This window comes from Paraburkholderia unamae, from assembly GCF_003268775.1.
GTDB classification, from domain to species: domain Bacteria; phylum Pseudomonadota; class Gammaproteobacteria; order Burkholderiales; family Burkholderiaceae; genus Paraburkholderia; species Paraburkholderia unamae.
The window spans coordinates 112,624-130,018 of the sequence record NZ_QLSU01000026.1; the positions used below are offsets into that span (position 1 = coordinate 112,624).

Consider the following 17,395-nt stretch of genomic DNA (forward strand, 5'->3'; position numbering starts at 1 on the left):
GATTGCAATGGAACGATGCGGTGCGGATCCGGGCGGATCAGCTCACCTGACGGGTCTGGTTCTGCCAGTACGGCGCGCGCAGGTCGCGCTTGAGAATCTTGCCGGCGGCCGAGAGCGGCAGCGCCTCGCGAAACTCGATGGTTTTCGGGCACTTGTAGCCCGCAATGAACTGGCGGCAATGCTCGCGCAACGCGGCTTCGTCCACGCGGGCGCCGGCGCGCGCCACGACCACGGCGTGCACGGCCTCGCCCCAGCGCGCATCGGGTATGCCGATCACGGCGCATTGCGCGACCGCGGGGTGGCGCGAGAGCACGTTCTCGACTTCGGCCGAATACACGTTCTCGCCGCCCGTCACGATCATGTCCTTCATGCGATCGACGATGAAGAGATAGCCGTTCTCGTCCATATAGGCGCCGTCGCCCGTGTGGAGCCAGCCGTCGCGCAGCGCCTGGCGCGTCTCCTCAGGCTTGTTCCAGTAGCCGAGCATGACGTTCGCGCCACGCACGGCGATTTCGCCCACCGTATTGCGCGGCACTTCCACGCCGTCGGCGTCCACCACCTTCACGCTCACGCCGAAGCCCGCGCGCCCGGCCGAGCGGTAGAGGCCGCTCGCGCGCCCTTCGGGGCCGTGATTCGCGGGCGGATTGACCGACACCACGGGCGCGGCCTCGGTCAGACCGTACGCATGGAAGAATTCGATGCCGGGCAGCGCCGCGAGCGCGGTGTCGAGCACGCCTGCCGCGATCGGCGAAGCGCCGTAATAGATGCGCCGCAGCGACGAGAGATCGCGCTGCTTGAAGTCGGGGTGCTCCAGCACGGCTTGCAGCATGGTCGGCACGAGCAGGATCTCGTCCACGCGGTCGCGCTCGATCGCCTCCAGCACGGCGCGCGGCTCGAAGGTGGGGAGCACGACGTGCGTGTCGCCGGCGACGAAGTGCCCAACCGCGCGCGCCATGGCCGCCGTGTGAAAGAGCGGCGCGGCGTGCAGCGAGATGGCGTGCTCGTAGCTGCGGAATTCGGCCATGCGCGAGATGGCCGAAGACCACAGATTCAGGTGCGACTGCATCACGCCCTTGGAACGGCCGGTCGTGCCGCCCGTATACATGATGGACGCGAGGTCGTTGCCGCCACGAAACGCGTCGGCCACGGGCTGGGCTTCGGCGATCAGCGCCTCGTAGGCGAGCATGCCTTGCGGCGCTTCGCGCTCACCCGTGTAGACGAGCGTCGGGCGGTGGGCCGCCTTCGCGGCGATGTCCTGGGCGAGCGGCAGGAAGTGGTCGTCCACAAGGAGAATGCGCGTGTCGCAATCGTCGAGCGAATAGACGATTTCGGGCACGCTCCAGCGGATATTCACCGGATTGAGCACGCCGCCGCCCCACCACACGCCGAGCATGTATTCGAGGTAGCGGTCGGAATTGAGCGCGAGCATGCTCACGCGGTCGCCGTCGCCCATGCCGAGCGACTGGAGCGCGCCGGCGAGGCGCGCCACGCGTGCGCCCAGTTCCGCGAAAGTGCGCGTGCGCTCGCCGTAGCGGATCGCGATGTCCGCCGGGCGCTGTTGCAGGCAGCGATGCAGGCCTTGAGTCAGGTACATGTTGTCTCCGAGCTTCTTGTGTCGTTCTCGCCGCGCCGGTCGAGGGAGGAAGGGCGTGGCTGTCGTGAAGTCGGTATCACTTTAGGCGCGCGGCGGCCAGATGTCCTGAGCCGAAGGGAGGATTTTGGGGCGCGCACGCGAATCGTTCGAAAGGAGTACGACGCCGCCCCGCGGCTGTGGAACAATAGGATGACGATTGCGCAAGCAACGGAAAAAGAGGGTGCGAACCTGTGGGGCGGTGTCAAAACCCGCATTGAACCCGATTCGCGCCCGGCAATAACGAACTGGAGTGAGACAGGTCCACTGCCCGGCCGGACCGGCCGGCGGCGGACCCGCGAGGCGCGCCGCCGCGCGCGCCGCAGAAGGAATCAGCGCCTGTGAACATCGCCGATGCACACGCCGCAAGCGGCAACGAAAATCATCCCCGCGGGATCGTCGCATCGAAGCTGATGCCGCCCGCAGACAGTCCGTCACATCTGTTGCGCGCGCAACTGATCGAGACGATCGCCGGCGCCCACACGGCCCGGCTCGTGCTGGTCCGCGCTTCGGCGGGCTTCGGCAAGACCACGCTGTTGCAGCAATACGCGGCGTACTGCCGCGCGCACCGGCGCGAGGTGGCGTGGCTGCGCCTCGACGCCGCCGACAACGACTTCTCGCGCCTGCTGCAACACCTGGACGCGGCGTTGCCCGGCCCGCGCACGCCGCGCGCGCTCGCGCTGGACCCCGAGACCTTCGGGTCGAGCCTGATTGAGCGCGTGGCGGCGCACGGCAAGCCGCTCGCCATCCTGCTCGACGACTTCGAGTCGATCCAGGGCGGTCCCGTGCTCGCCTTCATGCAGGACCTGATCGCCGCCTTGCCGCCCGGCAACCCGCTCGTGATCGCCTCGCGCGTGACGCCGGAGCTGGGCATCGGCCGCATTCGCGCGCGCGGCGAGCTGCTCGACATCAATCCCGCCGCGCTGCGCTTCACGCTGGCGGAGGCCAGCGCGTTCATCCGGGAGAAATGCGCGCTGCCGCTGCGCGACGCCGATATCGCCACGCTGCACCGCTGCACCGAAGGCTGGGCCACGGCCATCTATCTGGCCACGCTCTCGCTGCGCACGCGCACCGACCACGCGGCCTTCGTCGCCTCGTTTTCGGGCACGAATCTCGAACTCGCGGAGTATCTGGCCGAAGACATCCTCGCGCGGCAGCCCGAAGCGTGCCGCACGTTCCTGCTGGAAACGAGCGCGCTGCCGCAGTTTTCGGCCGCGCTGTGCGACGCCGCGACCGGCCGCAGCGACGGCCGGGAGATACTCGACTATCTGGAGCGCGCGAATCTCTTTCTCGTACCGCTCGACGGCGAGCGCGCCTGGTATCGCTATCACCGGCTGTTCGCGAGCTTCCTTCAGCACCGGCTGCGCGCGGCGCAGCCCGAGCGCGAGCGCGCGGTGCACGGCGCGGCCGCGCGCTGGTATCTCGACGCGCAACGCCCGGTGCCCGCCATCGACCACCTGCTCGACGCGGGCGACGAGGCCGCCGCGCTCGCCGAAATCGCGCACCATTCGCGCGCCCTGCTGGGCAGCGGCCGCCTGCGCCTGCTGATGCGCTGGCTCGACCGCATTGGCGCCGAACGGCTGGCCACACGGCCCGATGTGGGCCTCACCTACGCCTGGGTGCTGCTCCTGAACCGCCGCTACGCCGACGCCATGCGCACCGCGCAAAACGTGGTGGACGGCAGCGCCGGCAAGCCCGACCAGGCGAGCGTCACGTTCGTGGCGGAAGCCATTCGCGGCGTGCTGCTCGCCCTCACCGACCAGGTCGAGGCGTGCGCGCAATCGAGCGCCGTTTTGCTCGACCGCCTGCCCGACCGCGCGAACTTCTCGTTCTACAGCCTCACGAATTCGCTCGCCTTCAGCTACGTGTGCACCGACCGCTACGACGAGGCGCGAGGCGTGCTCTCGCGCGCGTTGCGGCGCGCGCACGACCATCCCTATGTCGTGATGCGCACGATGGCCGAGACCATCGAAGGCATCATCGATCTCGTGCAGGGGCGGCTTGGCACGGCGCTCGCGCGGCTCGAAATCTCGGCGGCCAACGCCACGGCGAACCGCACCGTGGATTCGGGCGGCGGCCGCACCAGCGTGGACAGCGTGCGCTCGCTCGCGCTCTACGAGAAGAACGCGCTCGACGACATGACGCATCTGCTCGCCGACGCGCTGCCGCGCGCCAAACGCGTGGGCGTGACCGACGGCCTGATCGCCACGCACGTGCTTTCGGCGCGCGCCGCGCTCATCGAGGGCAATGTCGAGCAATGGCTGCGGCTGCTCGCCGAGCTGGAGCAACTGGGCCGCGCAGTGAAATCCGATCGCGCGGTGAGCGCCGCATGGCTCGAACGCGCGCGCGTCGCCACGCTGGAGGGCCGCCTCGACGCGGCCGAACAAGCGCTGCGCGCGGCCACGCTGCACGCGGATTGGGCGCGCACGGGCGTGTCGTTCCATGCCAGCGAGATCGACGAGCCGGTGCTGATGCGCTGCCGCCTCGATATCGCGCAGGGCCGCTACGCCACGGCGGCCGAGGCGCTGCGCGAGGCGCTCGAACAGGCGAACGCGCGGCGTCGCCATTGGCGCGCGCTCAAGGTGCGGGTGTTGCTGGCGCTCGCGCTCGAAGGCGGCGGCGAGCGCACCGGCGCCTTCGACACGCTCACGGAAGCGCTGCGCATGGCGAGCCACGAAGGCTTCGTGCGCGCGTTCCTCGACGAGGGCGAACCGCTCATGCGCCTCATCGGCGCGTGGGCCGAGCGCGGGCCCACGCAGATCGCCTCGCTCGGCGTCGTGCCCGCGTTCGTCACGCAATTGCTGGAGGGCGTGCCGCCCGCGCATGCGCGCGAAGCCATGGCGCCCGATCTTGCGCCCTACGGGTCCGATTCGCCCGCCGACGCGCTCACCGCGCGCGAGCTCGACGTGCTCCGCATGCTCTCGGCGGGCCACCGTAACCGCGTGATCGCGGAAAAGCTCTTCGTCTCCGAACTCACCGTGAAGTCGCATCTACGCAAGATCAACGCCAAGCTCGGCGCGGGCAATCGCACCCAGGCCGTCGCGATCGGCCGCGCGAAGGGGCTCATTCCCTGAGGCGCGAACCTCCGCTTGCCCTGTGAACATCGACCGGAACAAAAACCATGAACGACCGAGTGAGCGCCGACAACATCGCCATTAACGTTGCGCCCGCAACCATTGAAGCCGACGCGCCGCCGCCCGGCTTCGCGCCGCTGCCGCTGCGCAGCGGCTATATGGGCCAGTTCGGCGCGCTGTACTTCGACGCGGCGCGCGGCGTGATCGGCACGCGTGTTGACGAACGCCACCTGAACAACCTGGACATCGCGCACGGCGGCATGCTGGCCACGCTCGCCGACACCGCCATCGGCGCGGCGATGATGCGCGCAGCCGGACGCGAACCGCCCGCCGTCACGGCGCATCTGGGTCTGGATTACCTGGGCGTCGTGCGCCCCGGCGACTGGCTCGAAGCGCACGTCGAACTGGACAAAATGGGCGCGCGGCTACGCTTCGCGACTTGCCGGCTCATGGTCGGCTCGCGCTGCATGCTCAAGGCCAACGCCACGTTTGCCGTGCTGGGTGATCCGGCCAGTCCTTCCAATCCGGGCTGAGCGCCATCGGGTCTTGCGCAAACGCCGCATAGCATGACGCCGCCGCCCCTTGCGAGGCGGCGGCGTTGCTCATGGCTGACGCATCAGGCGGCGTCAGTGATGCTTCTTCATCATGTCCTTCGCGGCCTCCTTCATGTCGCCGACATTCTTGCGTGCCTGACCGGCTTCCTGCTGGAGGTCGCCCTTCACTTCGCGCGCCGGGTTATGGGTTGCGCGGCCCACGGCCTCGTTGACCTTGCCCTTCATCTTTTCAGCCGTGCCCTTCACCTGGTCCTTATTCATGGTCACACTCCACGTAAAAGCGACGGTGTGTCGCGACGCTTCGTATAGCGCATGCACTGTGCCCGAGGTGTCGGGGAGCCTCGCAGGCGTGCTTTTTCAGGGCCCAAACCGGCCGGGAAAGCCCGGCCGGTAGAGACAGGTAAAGGCAGGCCGGTCAATCGTGCGCCATGGCGCGGTCGATCGAGATTTGCGTGGGCATCATGTTGACGTTGGCGTTATGCATGACCCACAGCGAAAGCCCGACGATCACCGCGATCAGGAACGCCGTGCAGATGAAGATCGCCGTATTCGAGCGCTGCTCGCGCGCCGCGCCGATATGCAGGAAATACACGAGTTGCACGACAAGCTGCGCAATGCAGAGCACGACGATGGCCGCGAGCCCGAAGCCCGGCGAAACGACTCGAAACATCACCACGCCGAACGAGGCGAGCGTGAGCACGAGCGAGAGCACCGTGCCGATCATGTAGCCCTTGAGGCTGCCATGCGACGCGTCGTGGCCGGCCTGGTGAGTGGCATGGGAATGGCTCACAGGAAACCTCGCAGATAAACAAACGTAAACACACAGATCCACACGAGATCGAGAAAGTGCCAGAACAGGCTCAGGCACGCGAGGCGGCGGCGCACCGCGCCGCTCAGGCCGAACTTGAAGGTCTGGTGCATCATGATCGCGATCCAGAGCAGACCGGCCGTGACGTGCAGCCCGTGCGTGCCGACCAGCGTGAAGTACGCCGAGAGGTACGCGCTCGTGTGCGGCCCCGCGCCGTCGGCGATGAGCTTGGCGAACTCGTTCACCTCCATCGCGACAAAGCCCGCGCCGAACAGGAACGTCACGGCGAGCCATACGATCACCTGCTCGCGCCGCTGCGAGTGCAGGCTCAGCATGGCCATGCCAAAGGTGACGCTGCTCGCGAGCAGCAGCAGCGTTTCGCCCAGCACATAGGGCAGTTCGAACAGTTCCTTCGCCCCGGGGCCGCCTGCCGTCGCATTCGCGAGCACGCCGAACGTGGCGAAAAGCGTCGCGAAGATGAGGCAGTCGCTCATCAGGTAGATCCAGAACCCCAGCGTGGTCTTGGTGCTGTCGTCGTGCCCATGATCGTGACCATGACCATGGGCGTGGGTAGTAGCAGCGTGAGCCATGGTTTAAGCCATCTCCTCGATTTTCCCGGATTGATCGACACGCTTGATGCCGAGTTGCTTGAAGCGCGCGTTCTCGATGCGCTCGACCTCGGCGGCCGGCACCCAGTAGTCCACGTCCTGGTCGTAGCTGCGCACGATGAAGGTGGCGATCATGCCGATCAGGCCCACCGCCGCGAACAGCCACATGTGCCACACGATCGCGAAGCCGAACAACAGGCTGAACGCCGCGATGATGAAGCCCGCGCCCGTATTGCGCGGCATGTGAATGTCTTCGTACTTGCGCGGCTGCACGTAGGCGCGGCCCGCTTCCTTGTTGTCCCAGTGCTGCTCCATCGAGGTGATCTCGGGCAGCACGGCGAAGTTGTAGAACGGCGCGGGCGACGAGGTCGACCATTCGAGGCTGCGGCCGTCCCACGGGTCGCCGGTCACGTCGCGATTGGCTTCGCGGTTGCGCAGGCTCACCACGATCTGCACGATGAACGCGAGAATGCCCAGACCCACGAACACCGCGCCCACGAGCGCCACCACAAGCCACGGGTGCCAGTCGGCCACTTCATAGTGGTTCATGCGGCGCGTCATGCCTTCGAAACCGAGGATGTAGAGCGGCGTGAACGCGAGCCAGTAGCCGATCAGCCAGCACCAGAACGACACCTTGCCCCAGAATTCGTTGAGCGTGAAACCAAATACCTTGGGGAACCAGAAGCTCACGCCCGCGAGGCAGCCGAACACCACGCCGCCGATGATCACGTTGTGGAAGTGGGCCACGAGGAACAGCGAGTTGTGCAGCACGAAGTCAGCGCCCGGCACGGCGAGCAGCACGCCGGTCATGCCGCCCACGGCGAACGTCACCATGAAGCCGATGGTCCAGAGCGTGGCGCTGTGATAACGAATGCGGCCGCGGTACATCGTGAACAGCCAGTTGAAGAGCTTCACGCCGGTCGGAATCGAAATGACCGTGGTCATGATGCCGAAAAACGCGTTGACGTTCGCGCCCGAGCCCATCGTGAAGAAGTGATGCAGCCACACGAAGAACGAGAGAATGCCGATCGACGAGGTGGCGTAGACCATCGACTTGTAGCCGAACAGCGGCTTGCCCGAGAACGTGGCGATGATTTCCGAGTACGCGCCGAACGCGGGCAGGATCAGGATGTACACCTCCGGGTGGCCCCACACCCAGATCAGGTTGATGTACATCATCGCGTTGCCGCCCAGCTCGTTCGTGAAGAAGTGCATGTCGAAGTAGCGGTCCATCGTGAGCAGCGCGAGCGTGCCCGTGAGCACCGGGAACACCGCGACGATCAGGATGTTGGTGATGAACGCTGTCCAGACGAACACCGGCATCTTCATCATGTCCATGCCCGGCGCGCGCATGCGCAGGATCGTCACGATGAAGTTGATGCCCGAGAGCGTGGTGCCGAGCCCCGATAGCTGCAACGACCATATGTAGTAGTCCATACCTACGGTTGGACTATAGCCAAGCTCGGAAAGCGGCGGATACGCCACCCAGCCCGTGGCCGCGAAGTCGCCCACGAACATGGAGACCATCACGAGCACCGCGCCCACCACCGAAAGCCAGAAGCTCAGCGAGTTGACGAACGGATACGCGACGTCGCGCGCGCCGATCTGCAACGGCACCACCACGTTCATCAAGCCCAGAATGAGCGGCGTGGCCACGAAGAAGATCATGATGACGCCGTGCGCCGTGAAGATCTGGTCGTAGTGATGCGGCGGCAGGTAGCCCGCCGCGTCGCCATACGCCAGCGCCTGTTGCACGCGCATCATGATCGCATCGGCGAAACCGCGCAGCAGCATGACGATCGCGAGAATGATGTACATGACGCCAATGCGCTTGTGGTCGACGGAGGTGAGCCACTCGCGCCACAGATAGCCCCACTTCCCCGCGATCGTGATCGCGGCGAGCAAGGCGAGGCCGCCGAGCGCCACGACGGCGCCGGTGCCCATGATGATCGGCTCGTGCCAGGGAACGGCGTCGAGCGTGAGTTTTCCGAACATGTGTGATTACTCCGCTGCCAGGATGGCGCTACGGTTGAGCGTGAGCGCCGGGGCGCCGGTGCCGGGGGTGGCGTTGGGGACGGCGCCGCAAATCGGGTTGCCGTGCACGTCGCGCATGTACTTGCCGACGATGCCGTCGAAGAGGCCGGGCGCCACGTTCGAATAGAGCGTGACCGGCGTCTTTTCGCCGGGCTGCGCGAGCCGTTCGTAGGCCGCGCGGCTCAGCATCGTGGGCGAGGCTTTCGCTTGCGCGATCCACGCGTCGAAGTCGGCGCGGCTCGTGGCGAGCGTGTCGAAATGCATGTCGGAGAAGCCGGGGCCGCTGAAGGCCGCCGAGCGGCCCGTGTACACGCCAGGCTCGTTCGCGATCAGATGCAGCTTCGTCTGCATGGCCGGCATCGCGTAGACCTGGCTGCCCAGTTGCGGGATGAAGAACGAATTCATCAGCGACTCGGCGGTGAGGTTGAACTCAACCGGCGTATCCACGGGAATCGCGAGCTGGTTCACTGAGGCCACGCCGTAGTCGGGATAGATGAAAAGCCACTTCCAGTTGAGCGCGACCACGTCCACGCGCACGGGCCTGGTTTGCGATTCGATCGGCCGGTATGGGTCGAGCGAGTGCGTCGTGTGCCAGATCAGCACCGCGAGCGTGAGCACGATCACGCAGGGAATCGACCACACCACCACTTCGATGGCCGTGGAGTGCGACCAGCGCGGCGCGTAGGTCGCGTTCGTGTTGGAGGCGCGATAGCGCCACGCAAACCACAGCGTGAGCACGATCACGGGAATCACCACGAGCAGCATGAGGCCGAGCGCGATGAGGATCAGGTTCTTTTCCTGCACGCCGATGTCGCCCTTCGGGGCGAACAGCGCCATGTTGCAGCCGCCGAGCAGGACGAGCGGCCCGGCCGCCGCGGCGAGCGCCGCGCGGCGCATGAAGCCGGCGACGCGCGACGTTGACGAGGCGAGTGAGATCAGCGGGGAAGATGGCGGGCCGGCGGTCGCGGCCTGCCCGGTACAAGGGTCTGGAGTGCGCATGTCTGGTTCCAAGGTTGACATTCGCGCAAACCCATCCATACGTGCTCACTCTGCTGCCGCACAAGCGGCCCGACCAGTCCGCCGGAGGGCCGCCATAGAAGCCATACATAGCCTATATGTATGGATTTACGCGCTTCATGCACGCATGCTAGAGTAAGACATGACGCATACATCCGCGACAGAATGACACACGAACAAGCTACCGAAAGCCCCGCCGGGATCCAGGCGTGGGCCACGGCCATGCAGGCGGGCAGCGGCCCGCGCTACCTGCGGCTCGCTGATTTCATCGAAGAGGCGGTGGCGCACGGCGCGCTGCGCCCAGGCGAGCGCGTGCCCGCGCAGCGCTCGCTCGCCACCCTGCTCGGCGTCGATCTGACCACCGTGACGCGCGGCTTCAACGAGGCGCGGCGGCGCGGGCTGATCGAGGCGCGCGGGCCGCTCGGCACCTTCATCGCCGCGCCGCGCGCCGAGCTGCTGCAACGCGTGGACCTCAGCATGAACATTCCGCCGCCGCCCGTGGGGCTGGAAATGGATGCGCTGTTGCGCGAAGGCACCTCGCGCGTTTTGCTGCGCAGCGACGCCGATCTGCTCATGACCTACCACGTGGGCGGCGGCGGGCGCACCGACTGCGAAGCGGGCGCGAAGTGGCTGCAACCCATGCTCGGCGAAGTCGCGCCCGAGCGCGTGGCCGTATGCCCCGGCGCACAGGCGGCGCTGGCCGCGCTGATCCTCGCCTTCACGCGCCCCGGCGAGACGATCCTGACCGAGCCGCTGCTCTACCCCGGCCTGCCGCACGCGGCGGCGCAACTGGGCCGCCGCATCGAACCGGTGGCCGCCGACGCTTACGGCATGCGCCCCGACGCGCTCGAAGCGGCGTGCCGCGAGCACGCGGCGCGGCTCGTCTACCTGAACCCGACGCTGCAAAACCCCACCACGGCGACCATGCCCGAGGCGCGGCGCCTGGAGATCCTGCGGGTGGCCGAACGCTGCGGTGCGCGCATTGTCGAGGACGATCCGTACTGGCGCTTCGTGCCCGATGCGCCCCCGCCCCTCGCGCGCCTCGCGCCCGCACAGGTCTGCTATCTCGCGACGCTCTCGAAAACGCTCTCGCCCGGCTTGCGCACGGCCTACCTCGCGCTGCCCGACCGCGCGGCACACGCGCAACTGCTGGCGGCGCTGCGCGCGTTCTCGCTGATGGCCGCCCCGCTCACCAATGCGCTCGCCACGCACTGGATCGAGGAAGGCGTGGCCGAGCAGATTTTCGCGGGCGTGAAGGCCGAGGCGCGCGAGCGCCAGCGCATCGCGTCGCACACGCTGGGGTCCACGGCGGGCGCGGGCATTCACGTCTGGTACACGCTGCCGCGCTACTGGCACGCGCGTGAACTGGCCGCCGCCGCGAGCAACGAAGGGCTGGCCGTGGCGCCTTCCACGGCGTTCCAGCAAGGCCCGGAAACCGCCAATGCGATCCGCATCTCGCTCGGCGCGACGGGCGGGCGCGAACAGTTGCAGGCCGCGCTGCGCAAGCTTTCGGCGCTGCTCGCGAACGACCGCTCCGCGCAAACCCAGGTGATCGTGTGATGGCCTGGGCACGCGGGCGACCCGCGCTCGTGGATTTTTTATCGCCTGCCATGGCACCGCAATTGCTACGGCTTATCGTTTCCCTGCTTGCGCCCCGCTGCGCGGCCGTGCCCACATAATGGCAAAGACGCGGCGCGGCGGCGCAAGTACACTCGTCGCAGCAGCCGACGGCCGGATTCGAGTCACTGCGCCCGCGAGGGCGCCCCAAAGCGGGAGGTAAAACGATGGCAAACGAGCAAATGCTCGCGCAGATGCGCGACAAACCGGGCTTCATCGCAGCGCTGGACCAGAGCGGCGGCTCGACGCCGGGCGCGCTACACCAGTACGGCATTCCCGAGAGCGCCTATAGCGGCGACGCCGAGATGTTCCGCCTGATCCACGAAATGCGCGTGCGCATCATCAGCGCACCGGCGTTCACGGGCGACAAGGTGATCGGCGCGATTCTCTTCGAAGCCACCATGGAAGGCGAAGCGGGTGGCAAGCCCGTGCCCGCGTTCCTCTGGAACGACCGCGGCGTGGTGCCCTTTCTCAAGGTCGACAAGGGTCTGGAAGCCGAGGCCGACGGCGTCCGCCTCATGAAGCCGATTCCCGCCCTCGACACCCTGCTCCAACGCGCCGTGAAGGCCGGCATTTTCGGCACCAAAATGCGCTCGGTGGTCGAGCACGCCTCGCCTTCGGGCATCGCATCGATCGCCGCGCAGCAGTTCGCGCTGGGCGCGCAGATCGCCGGGCACGGGCTCGTGCCGATTCTCGAACCGGAAGTCTCGATCAAGGCCCCCGACAAGGCCAAGGCCGAGGCGCTGCTGCGCGCCGAACTGCTCAAGGGGCTCGACGCGCTGCCCGCCTCGCACAACGTCATGATCAAGTTGACGATTCCCGATACGCCGGACTTCTATCGCCCGCTCATCGAGCATCCGCGCGTGGTGCGCGTGGTCGCGCTCTCCGGCGGCTATACGCGCAGCGACGCCTGCGCGCGGCTCGCCAAAAACCATGGAATGATTGCAAGCTTTTCGCGCGCGCTCATCAACGACCTCACGAAGTCGATGAGCGACGCCGAGTTCGATGCGACGCTCGCCGCGAGCATCGATGAAATCTGGAAAGCATCGGTGCAGAAGGTCTGAATGCGTGTCTGACGCGGACCTGAACCCGGGGCGCGCAAGGCGCCTTGTCCTTGTCTGACGCCGGTCAGCCGCACAAAAACAAGATGACACATCAACCGGCCTCGCCACGCGAGGCCGGTTATACTTGCTCCTTCCCTTTTCTCACCCTATGCACCGGCCATGAGGCAGCTATTCTGCCTGCTCGCCCTGTTGCCGGGCCTCGTGCAAACCGCGGCCGCGCAGGCCCAGCAGGTTCCCGCGAGCGAGACCGTCAGCACGCCGCGCACCGCCGTGGTTTCGACCTACCTCACGCAGAAGTTCGGCGTGGCGAAGGAAAAGGCCGCGCAAATTTCACTGGCCGTGACGGGTGCCGCCGAGAAATACTCGCTGCCGCCCGCCGTGCTGCTGGCCATCATCTCGATCGAATCGCGCTTTCGCGAACGGGCGCATGGCGCCAATGGCGCAACCGGGCTCATGCAGGTCGTGCCTTCCGCGCATCGCAATATCCTGCACAACAAGGATCTCACCGATCCCGAGGTCAACATCGACGTCGGCTCCTCGATTCTTTACGGCTACCAGCGCGCGGCCGGCGGCGACCTCAACGCCGCGATGAAGAATTATGGCGGCTCGAAGGCCTATGCGGAAAAGATCCGCCTGCGCGCCGTGGAGTTCAGCCGTGTGATCGATAATGCCAGCGAGCCTGCCGCGAGCGATGCGCCCGCGAGCGCCGGCCTCGTGGCTTCGGCGGCATCGACAGCGGCTCAGGCTTCTGCGCAAGACGCGGCTTCGGCCAGTACTCACTAGTCGCACTTCCGCGCGTGGAGCGCCGGATGGCCGCTGCGGTCAGGTCAAATCGCGTTCAATCCGGTGCGCTTGCTGAAATTGCCGGAATTGCCGGAATTGCCGGAATTGCGGGCAATTCGAGCCGCGAAAAAACATCGTTGTCCGAATGAATTCGCAGAAGCTGACAGCGCGGCTGCACCTGCTTCATCCCGCGCACCGACAAGTGCCGTCAGGTAAACGTGCGAACGCCCTCGCGCGGGCGCGCCGCGAGAGGGTCGTAACCGAAACAGGAGTCTTGACGTGAAAGCGTGAAAGCCGGCTTGATGCGGCGCGCACGCGCGCCGCATTCACACTCGCTCAGGCGTCGGCTGCGGGCGTTTCGCCGTTTTCCGCTTGCTGAGGCTGCTGCGCGGGCGTCTCGGCTGCCGGAGCCTGCGCTTGCGGCTGGGCGTCCTGCGCGGGCTCAGCCTGCACCACCGGCTCATCCTGCGCTTCTGCCTTCACCTCAGCCTTCGCTTGCGCCTTCGGCTCGGGCTGAGCCTTGCCTTCCTCGCGCGCCTTGGCCTGTGCCTCGGCCTTCGCCTTCTGGCGCGTCAGCGCCGCGTTGGCGCGGCCGACGTGCGACGGGTCGATGCCAGGGCCTTCCGATGCCGTGCCATCCAGCTCAAAGCGCGAGCCGCCTGCCGCAACGCGCTCGTGATAGCGAGGATGGTTCACGTGGCGCTTGAGCACGGCGACGATCAGCGTGCGATCGTACTCGGGGTGACGCGCAACGAGGTCTTCGGCCACGCCGATCTTCAGCGGCAGACGGTCGCGGAACGCGGGATAGTGCTTCGCAAACACGTTCCAGACCGTGTTGAGCTGGCGATTGCGCTCGATACGCGCCTTTTCGGCTTCGCTCAGGGGCGCTGCGGGCGGCTGCTGGGGCCGCGCCGGGCGGCGGCGCTGCTGCTGCGCCTGCTCCGGCTGCTGACCTTGCTGCTGCCCCTTCGCGCCCTGCGGACGGCCCTGACGCGAGCGCGAACGCCCTTCGTTGGCGCCCGTGCCGCCGGCGGCCTGCGCGCCATCTCTCGGCGCGCGCGGGCCCTTCGGGGCGTGGGAGCCGCCGTGGCCCTTCGCACCCTTGTGCGCGGGCTTGCCAGGCGACTTCTGCGTCTGTTCTTCGGCCGGTTGGCCCGTGTCCATCCCCATGCTCTTCTTGATTTCGAGAAGACCATCCTTGAAGCTCAGGGTGCGGCGTTGTTGCGATGCGGCTTTCACGTCCAGCTCTCTTCCATATGGGATCGGACGCTATGATACCGAATCACGGGCGACCTCACCGGCGAATGACGTTTCATCGCTGTTTTTTTGCGTCCGCCGCCACGCGTTGCGTCGTGCGCGGAACATACAAAACGCATGAAAATCGCGAACAGACGCGGCAAATCCCGTCGATATCCACCATCCGGCAGGCCCTTGCGCACGCAAGGATCGCCACCCTTTTTTCTCACGACACCATGACGAATTCGACATCCGCCCCCCGTAGCGCCATTCGCGCCATCGTCACCGGCCATACGCGCGGCCTGGGCGCGGCGCTCGCCGAATTGCTGCTGCAACGGCACATCGACGTGCTCGGCCTCGGCCGTGGCGCGCATGACGCCCTGGCGTCGCGCCACGCGGCGCGTTTCACGCAGTCCGTAGTGGATCTCGCCGATCCCGCGGCGCTCGAACGCTGGCTTGCCGGCGACACGCTGGGCGCGTTCGCGAGCGGCGCGCAGTGCGTGATCCTCATCAACAACGCGGGCACCGTCGAGCCGATCGCCCCGCTCGGCGCGCAGGACGCGGGTGCGATTGCGCGCGCCGTGACGCTCAACGTGGCCGCGCCCCTGATGCTTGCGAACGCGCTTGCCACGTTGCCCACGCTGGACGCAAACGCGTCGCGCCGCATCGTGCATGTTTCGAGCGGCGCGGCGCGCAATGCGTACCCCGGCTGGAGCGTGTATTGCGCGACCAAGGCCGCGCTCGATCATCACGCGCGCGCTGTCGCACTCGACGCGCCGCAAGGCGTGCGCATTTGCAGCGTGGCGCCGGGCGTGGTGGACACGGGCATGCAGGAAACGATACGTGCCACGAGCGTCGCACACTTCCCGATGCGCGAACGGTTCGAACAACTGAAGCAAAACGGCCTGCTCGCCACGCCGGAAACGGCGGCCACGCAGTTGATCGATTACGCGCTCAGCGATGCATTCGGATCGACGCCCACGGCCGACGTGCGCGAACTCGCCAAGGCGTGAACCTGGGCCGCTAGTGCAAGCGGCGCACCCGGCTCCCGCAAAACCTCACCTTCCAGCGCTTGCCACTGGAGGGGTGGGAGAAAAAATGGGCGTTCCAATCGCAATACGGGCGATATGCCGAGGCCCGCAACGCGCGGCCTCCCGCAAACACTCACCTTTGGAAAACCACGCTCGCGTGTGACGTGCGTCACGTCAGGGCAACGCGTGGCCGCACCGATTTCAGCCGCCGCGCGCCGCCGGCGAGCGTGAGCAACGCCGTGATAGCCAGCAAATCGCCCGCGAGCCGCGCGGGCAACGAATCCATCGTATGCGTCGCGCGCAGCAGGGTGTCGATGACGTTCGACGCCACCGCGCCGCCCACGAAGCACACGAGCCCCTGCTGCCCCACGTTGACGACAGCCGGCAGACGGTGCCCGAGCCACGCGATCCATCCCTTGCGCACCGCCTGGGCGGCAAGCCACGCGACGGCGGCAAAGCTCACGATGCGCACGCTCGCGAGGTTCTGTTTCATGTAGCCAGGCTGCGGATCGAGATCGGCAAAGAGCCGGATGAACGCGAACGTTGCGACGAGCACGAGCGCGAACGCCGTCAAGGTGCGCCCTGTCAATGAAGTCTGGAACGCGCGCGACACCGGATAAAGGCGGCACAGCAGGCCCAGCATGAACATGGCCTGCCACGCGAACGGGTTGAAGGGCCAGATAGCGCCCGGCGCGGTGGGCAGATAATTCACGAGCCAGCAACCGCCGAACCACAGCACGAAACTGCCGACAAGCACGAGGTCGGGCGAACGGCGCGCGAGCGGCATGACGAACGGCAACGCGAGCACCAGTACGATGTACATGGGCAGCACGCCCGCGAGATAAGGCTGATCGCGAAACACGGCGATATTGGCGAGCATCGCGAACGGATGCGCGGCGAAACGCAAAAAGCCCGTCTCGCCAACGAGGGGCGAATCGACACGCAGCATCACGGCGGCGGCGCCTGAAAGCAGCATCAACGCCGCTGTGCAGAGATAGGCGGCGTAGATCTCGCGCCCGCGCCGCCAGAAACGCCGGTTCGCGGCCCCCGCCCCCTTGCGCTGCGCCATGGCCAGCCAGCTCGCCGCGCACACATAGCCGCTCACGAACACGAAGACTTCCGCGGAGTCGCAGAAGGCGAAGTTATGCAACATCGCATGCGAGAGCACGCTGGACGGAATGTGATCGAGTGCAATGGAGATCAATGCGAAACCGCGTAGAAAGTCGATTTCGATTGATCGCTGCGCCGCCTGACTCATCAATGACAACTCCCGTTCGCTTCGAACATTACGATTGAAGGGATAGGCAGCCGGAATTCGACAAGGCTGTCAGCTTTTCGGGTCTTTTTGTAAGGATGACTGATCGATTCGTGGCCGCCGCGATGCCGCGTGAAAGGGTTCCGTAAAAGGCTGCGGGCGGGCGCGGCTGCACCATGCGACTTTAATGCCAGCACGCCGCGAAGTGTGGCGGCGTAACCCATGGTAAGCATTTCGCCGCTGCGATGTCGCCGGGCGTCGCCTCGCGTGCTCGCAAACCGTGCGCGCGATGCACACTGGGTAGGCGCGCGCCCATTTGTGGCGCGAGACAAGCGCCATTGCACAGTCGTGGAAGTCGCGGCCGCCAGAAAGCCACGCGAAAGCCGATGGACGCCCTTGTGGGCGGCCTTGGGTGTTCCCGTGGGTGTTCCCTTTACTCGCGTCATGGCGAGTTGACGCCGGGCGGCGCCAAGGGTTCCGGAAAATTTGAGACGTTTCGTTACTGAGCCTGATCCTGCGATCTTTCCGGTTGCAGAATCAGGCGATCGCCGCGCGTTAGCGGCTTGCGGAAGCGTTCATCGCCATCACGGCATCGAGCGCGCCGCCCACCATGCGCCGCACCACCGGCTCCACCTGCTGCGCGAGCGCGGGCACATAGTCGAACGGCGCGGTCTCGCTCATGTA

Annotated in this window: 15 protein-coding genes; 7 read left to right on the plus strand and 8 right to left on the minus strand. The window is 66.6% G+C overall.

What is annotated here, in order from left to right; translation table 11 throughout:
- Positions 1-37: 37 nt before the first annotated feature.
- Positions 38-1,594: a long-chain-fatty-acid--CoA ligase gene (locus C7401_RS32770; RefSeq protein ID WP_112175782.1), complete on the minus strand. Its 1,557-nt coding sequence runs from the start codon at positions 1,592-1,594 to the stop codon at positions 38-40.
- A 377-nt stretch (positions 1,595-1,971) separates the two neighbouring features.
- Here C7401_RS32770 and C7401_RS32775 point away from each other — a divergent pair, with 377 nt between their 5' ends.
- Both C7401_RS32775 and C7401_RS32780 read left to right on the plus strand, forming a co-directional pair.
- Positions 1,972-4,704, plus strand: coding sequence for a winged helix-turn-helix domain-containing protein (locus C7401_RS32775; RefSeq protein ID WP_258397324.1), 2,733 nt, complete (start codon positions 1,972-1,974; stop codon positions 4,702-4,704).
- A 47-nt stretch (positions 4,705-4,751) separates the two neighbouring features.
- Positions 4,752-5,237, plus strand: coding sequence for a PaaI family thioesterase (locus C7401_RS32780; protein WP_112175784.1), 486 nt, complete (start codon positions 4,752-4,754; stop codon positions 5,235-5,237).
- A 93-nt stretch (positions 5,238-5,330) separates the two neighbouring features.
- Here C7401_RS32780 and C7401_RS32785 read toward each other — a convergent pair whose 3' ends face one another.
- The 5 genes from C7401_RS32785 to cyoA all read right to left on the minus strand — a co-directional run bounded on the left by C7401_RS32785 (position 5,331) and on the right by cyoA (position 9,545).
- Positions 5,331-5,519: a CsbD family protein gene (locus tag C7401_RS32785; protein WP_112175786.1), complete on the minus strand. Its 189-nt coding sequence runs from the start codon at positions 5,517-5,519 to the stop codon at positions 5,331-5,333.
- Positions 5,520-5,673: 154 nt separating this feature from the next.
- Positions 5,674-6,048 carry a cytochrome o ubiquinol oxidase subunit IV gene (gene cyoD, locus C7401_RS32790; protein ID WP_224045175.1) on the minus strand — a complete coding sequence of 125 codons (375 nt, stop codon included), beginning with the start codon at positions 6,046-6,048 and terminating at the stop codon, positions 5,674-5,676.
- A complete protein-coding gene (gene cyoC / locus C7401_RS32795; RefSeq protein ID WP_112175789.1) occupies positions 6,045-6,656 on the minus strand; it encodes a cytochrome o ubiquinol oxidase subunit III in 612 nt (203 codons plus the stop codon). Before cyoC ends, cyoD begins: the two co-directional genes overlap by 4 nt.
- Positions 6,657-6,659: 3 nt before the next feature.
- Positions 6,660-8,669 carry a cytochrome o ubiquinol oxidase subunit I gene (cyoB, locus tag C7401_RS32800; protein WP_112175791.1) on the minus strand — a complete coding sequence of 670 codons (2,010 nt, stop codon included), beginning with the start codon at positions 8,667-8,669 and terminating at the stop codon, positions 6,660-6,662.
- A 6-nt stretch (positions 8,670-8,675) separates the two neighbouring features.
- Positions 8,676-9,545, minus strand: a complete 870-nt coding sequence (cyoA, locus tag C7401_RS32805; RefSeq protein ID WP_372460553.1) for a ubiquinol oxidase subunit II — start codon at positions 9,543-9,545, stop codon at positions 8,676-8,678.
- A 345-nt stretch (positions 9,546-9,890) separates the two neighbouring features.
- Between cyoA and C7401_RS32810 the strand changes: the two genes are divergently transcribed.
- The 4 genes from C7401_RS32810 (at position 9,891) to C7401_RS45760 (ending at position 13,338) form a co-directional block, all read left to right on the plus strand.
- Positions 9,891-11,285 carry an aminotransferase-like domain-containing protein gene (locus tag C7401_RS32810; protein WP_112175795.1) on the plus strand — a complete coding sequence of 465 codons (1,395 nt, stop codon included), beginning with the start codon at positions 9,891-9,893 and terminating at the stop codon, positions 11,283-11,285.
- 224 nt (positions 11,286-11,509) lie between these two features.
- On the plus strand, positions 11,510-12,406 hold the full coding sequence (locus C7401_RS32815; protein ID WP_112175797.1) for a fructose bisphosphate aldolase: 897 nt from the start codon (positions 11,510-11,512) through the stop codon (positions 12,404-12,406).
- Positions 12,407-12,565: 159 nt separating this feature from the next.
- Positions 12,566-13,189: a transglycosylase SLT domain-containing protein gene (locus C7401_RS32820; RefSeq protein ID WP_112175799.1), complete on the plus strand. Its 624-nt coding sequence runs from the start codon at positions 12,566-12,568 to the stop codon at positions 13,187-13,189.
- A 26-nt stretch (positions 13,190-13,215) separates the two neighbouring features.
- The gene (locus C7401_RS45760) at positions 13,216-13,338 is read left to right on the plus strand and encodes a hypothetical protein (RefSeq protein WP_258397325.1); all 123 of its coding nucleotides are present in this window, start codon (positions 13,216-13,218) and stop codon (positions 13,336-13,338) included.
- Between the two features lie 187 nt (positions 13,339-13,525).
- Here the strand turns inward: C7401_RS45760 and C7401_RS32825 are convergent, their stop codons facing one another.
- Positions 13,526-14,428 (minus strand): ProQ/FINO family protein, encoded by a 903-nt coding sequence (locus tag C7401_RS32825; RefSeq protein ID WP_112175801.1) that lies wholly within the window; start codon positions 14,426-14,428, stop codon positions 13,526-13,528.
- Between the two features lie 233 nt (positions 14,429-14,661).
- On the opposite strand from C7401_RS32825, the gene C7401_RS32830 reads away from it, so the two are divergent.
- The gene (locus C7401_RS32830; RefSeq protein WP_112175803.1) at positions 14,662-15,438 is read left to right on the plus strand and encodes an SDR family oxidoreductase; all 777 of its coding nucleotides are present in this window, start codon (positions 14,662-14,664) and stop codon (positions 15,436-15,438) included.
- Between the two features lie 187 nt (positions 15,439-15,625).
- On the opposite strand, the gene opgC is transcribed toward C7401_RS32830, so the two are convergent.
- On the minus strand, positions 15,626-16,714 hold the full coding sequence (opgC, locus tag C7401_RS32835) for an OpgC domain-containing protein (protein ID WP_112175805.1): 1,089 nt from the start codon (positions 16,712-16,714) through the stop codon (positions 15,626-15,628).
- Positions 16,715-17,395 lie beyond the last annotated feature (681 nt).

Excerpts from the sequence above, each read along its gene's own strand:
- C7401_RS32770 (WP_112175782.1), bottom strand. The coding sequence starts at position 1,594 with ATGTACCTGACTCAAGGCCTGCATCGCTGCCTGCAACAGCGCCCGGCG.
- C7401_RS32780 (WP_112175784.1), top strand. The coding sequence starts at position 4,752 with ATGAACGACCGAGTGAGCGCCGACAACATCGCCATTAACGTTGCGCCC.
- C7401_RS32785 (WP_112175786.1), bottom strand. The coding sequence starts at position 5,519 with ATGAATAAGGACCAGGTGAAGGGCACGGCTGAAAAGATGAAGGGCAAG.
- cyoC (WP_112175789.1), bottom strand. The coding sequence starts at position 6,656 with ATGGCTCACGCTGCTACTACCCACGCCCATGGTCATGGTCACGATCAT.
- cyoB (WP_112175791.1), bottom strand. The coding sequence starts at position 8,669 with ATGTTCGGAAAACTCACGCTCGACGCCGTTCCCTGGCACGAGCCGATC.
- cyoA (WP_372460553.1), bottom strand. The coding sequence starts at position 9,545 with ATGGCGCTGTTCGCCCCGAAGGGCGACATCGGCGTGCAGGAAAAGAAC.
- C7401_RS32810 (WP_112175795.1), top strand. The coding sequence starts at position 9,891 with ATGACACACGAACAAGCTACCGAAAGCCCCGCCGGGATCCAGGCGTGG.
- C7401_RS32815 (WP_112175797.1), top strand. The coding sequence starts at position 11,510 with ATGGCAAACGAGCAAATGCTCGCGCAGATGCGCGACAAACCGGGCTTC.
- C7401_RS32820 (WP_112175799.1), top strand. The coding sequence starts at position 12,566 with ATGAGGCAGCTATTCTGCCTGCTCGCCCTGTTGCCGGGCCTCGTGCAA.
- C7401_RS45760 (WP_258397325.1), top strand. The coding sequence starts at position 13,216 with ATGGCCGCTGCGGTCAGGTCAAATCGCGTTCAATCCGGTGCGCTTGCT.
- C7401_RS32830 (WP_112175803.1), top strand. The coding sequence starts at position 14,662 with ATGACGAATTCGACATCCGCCCCCCGTAGCGCCATTCGCGCCATCGTC.
- opgC (WP_112175805.1), bottom strand. The coding sequence starts at position 16,714 with ATGAGTCAGGCGGCGCAGCGATCAATCGAAATCGACTTTCTACGCGGT.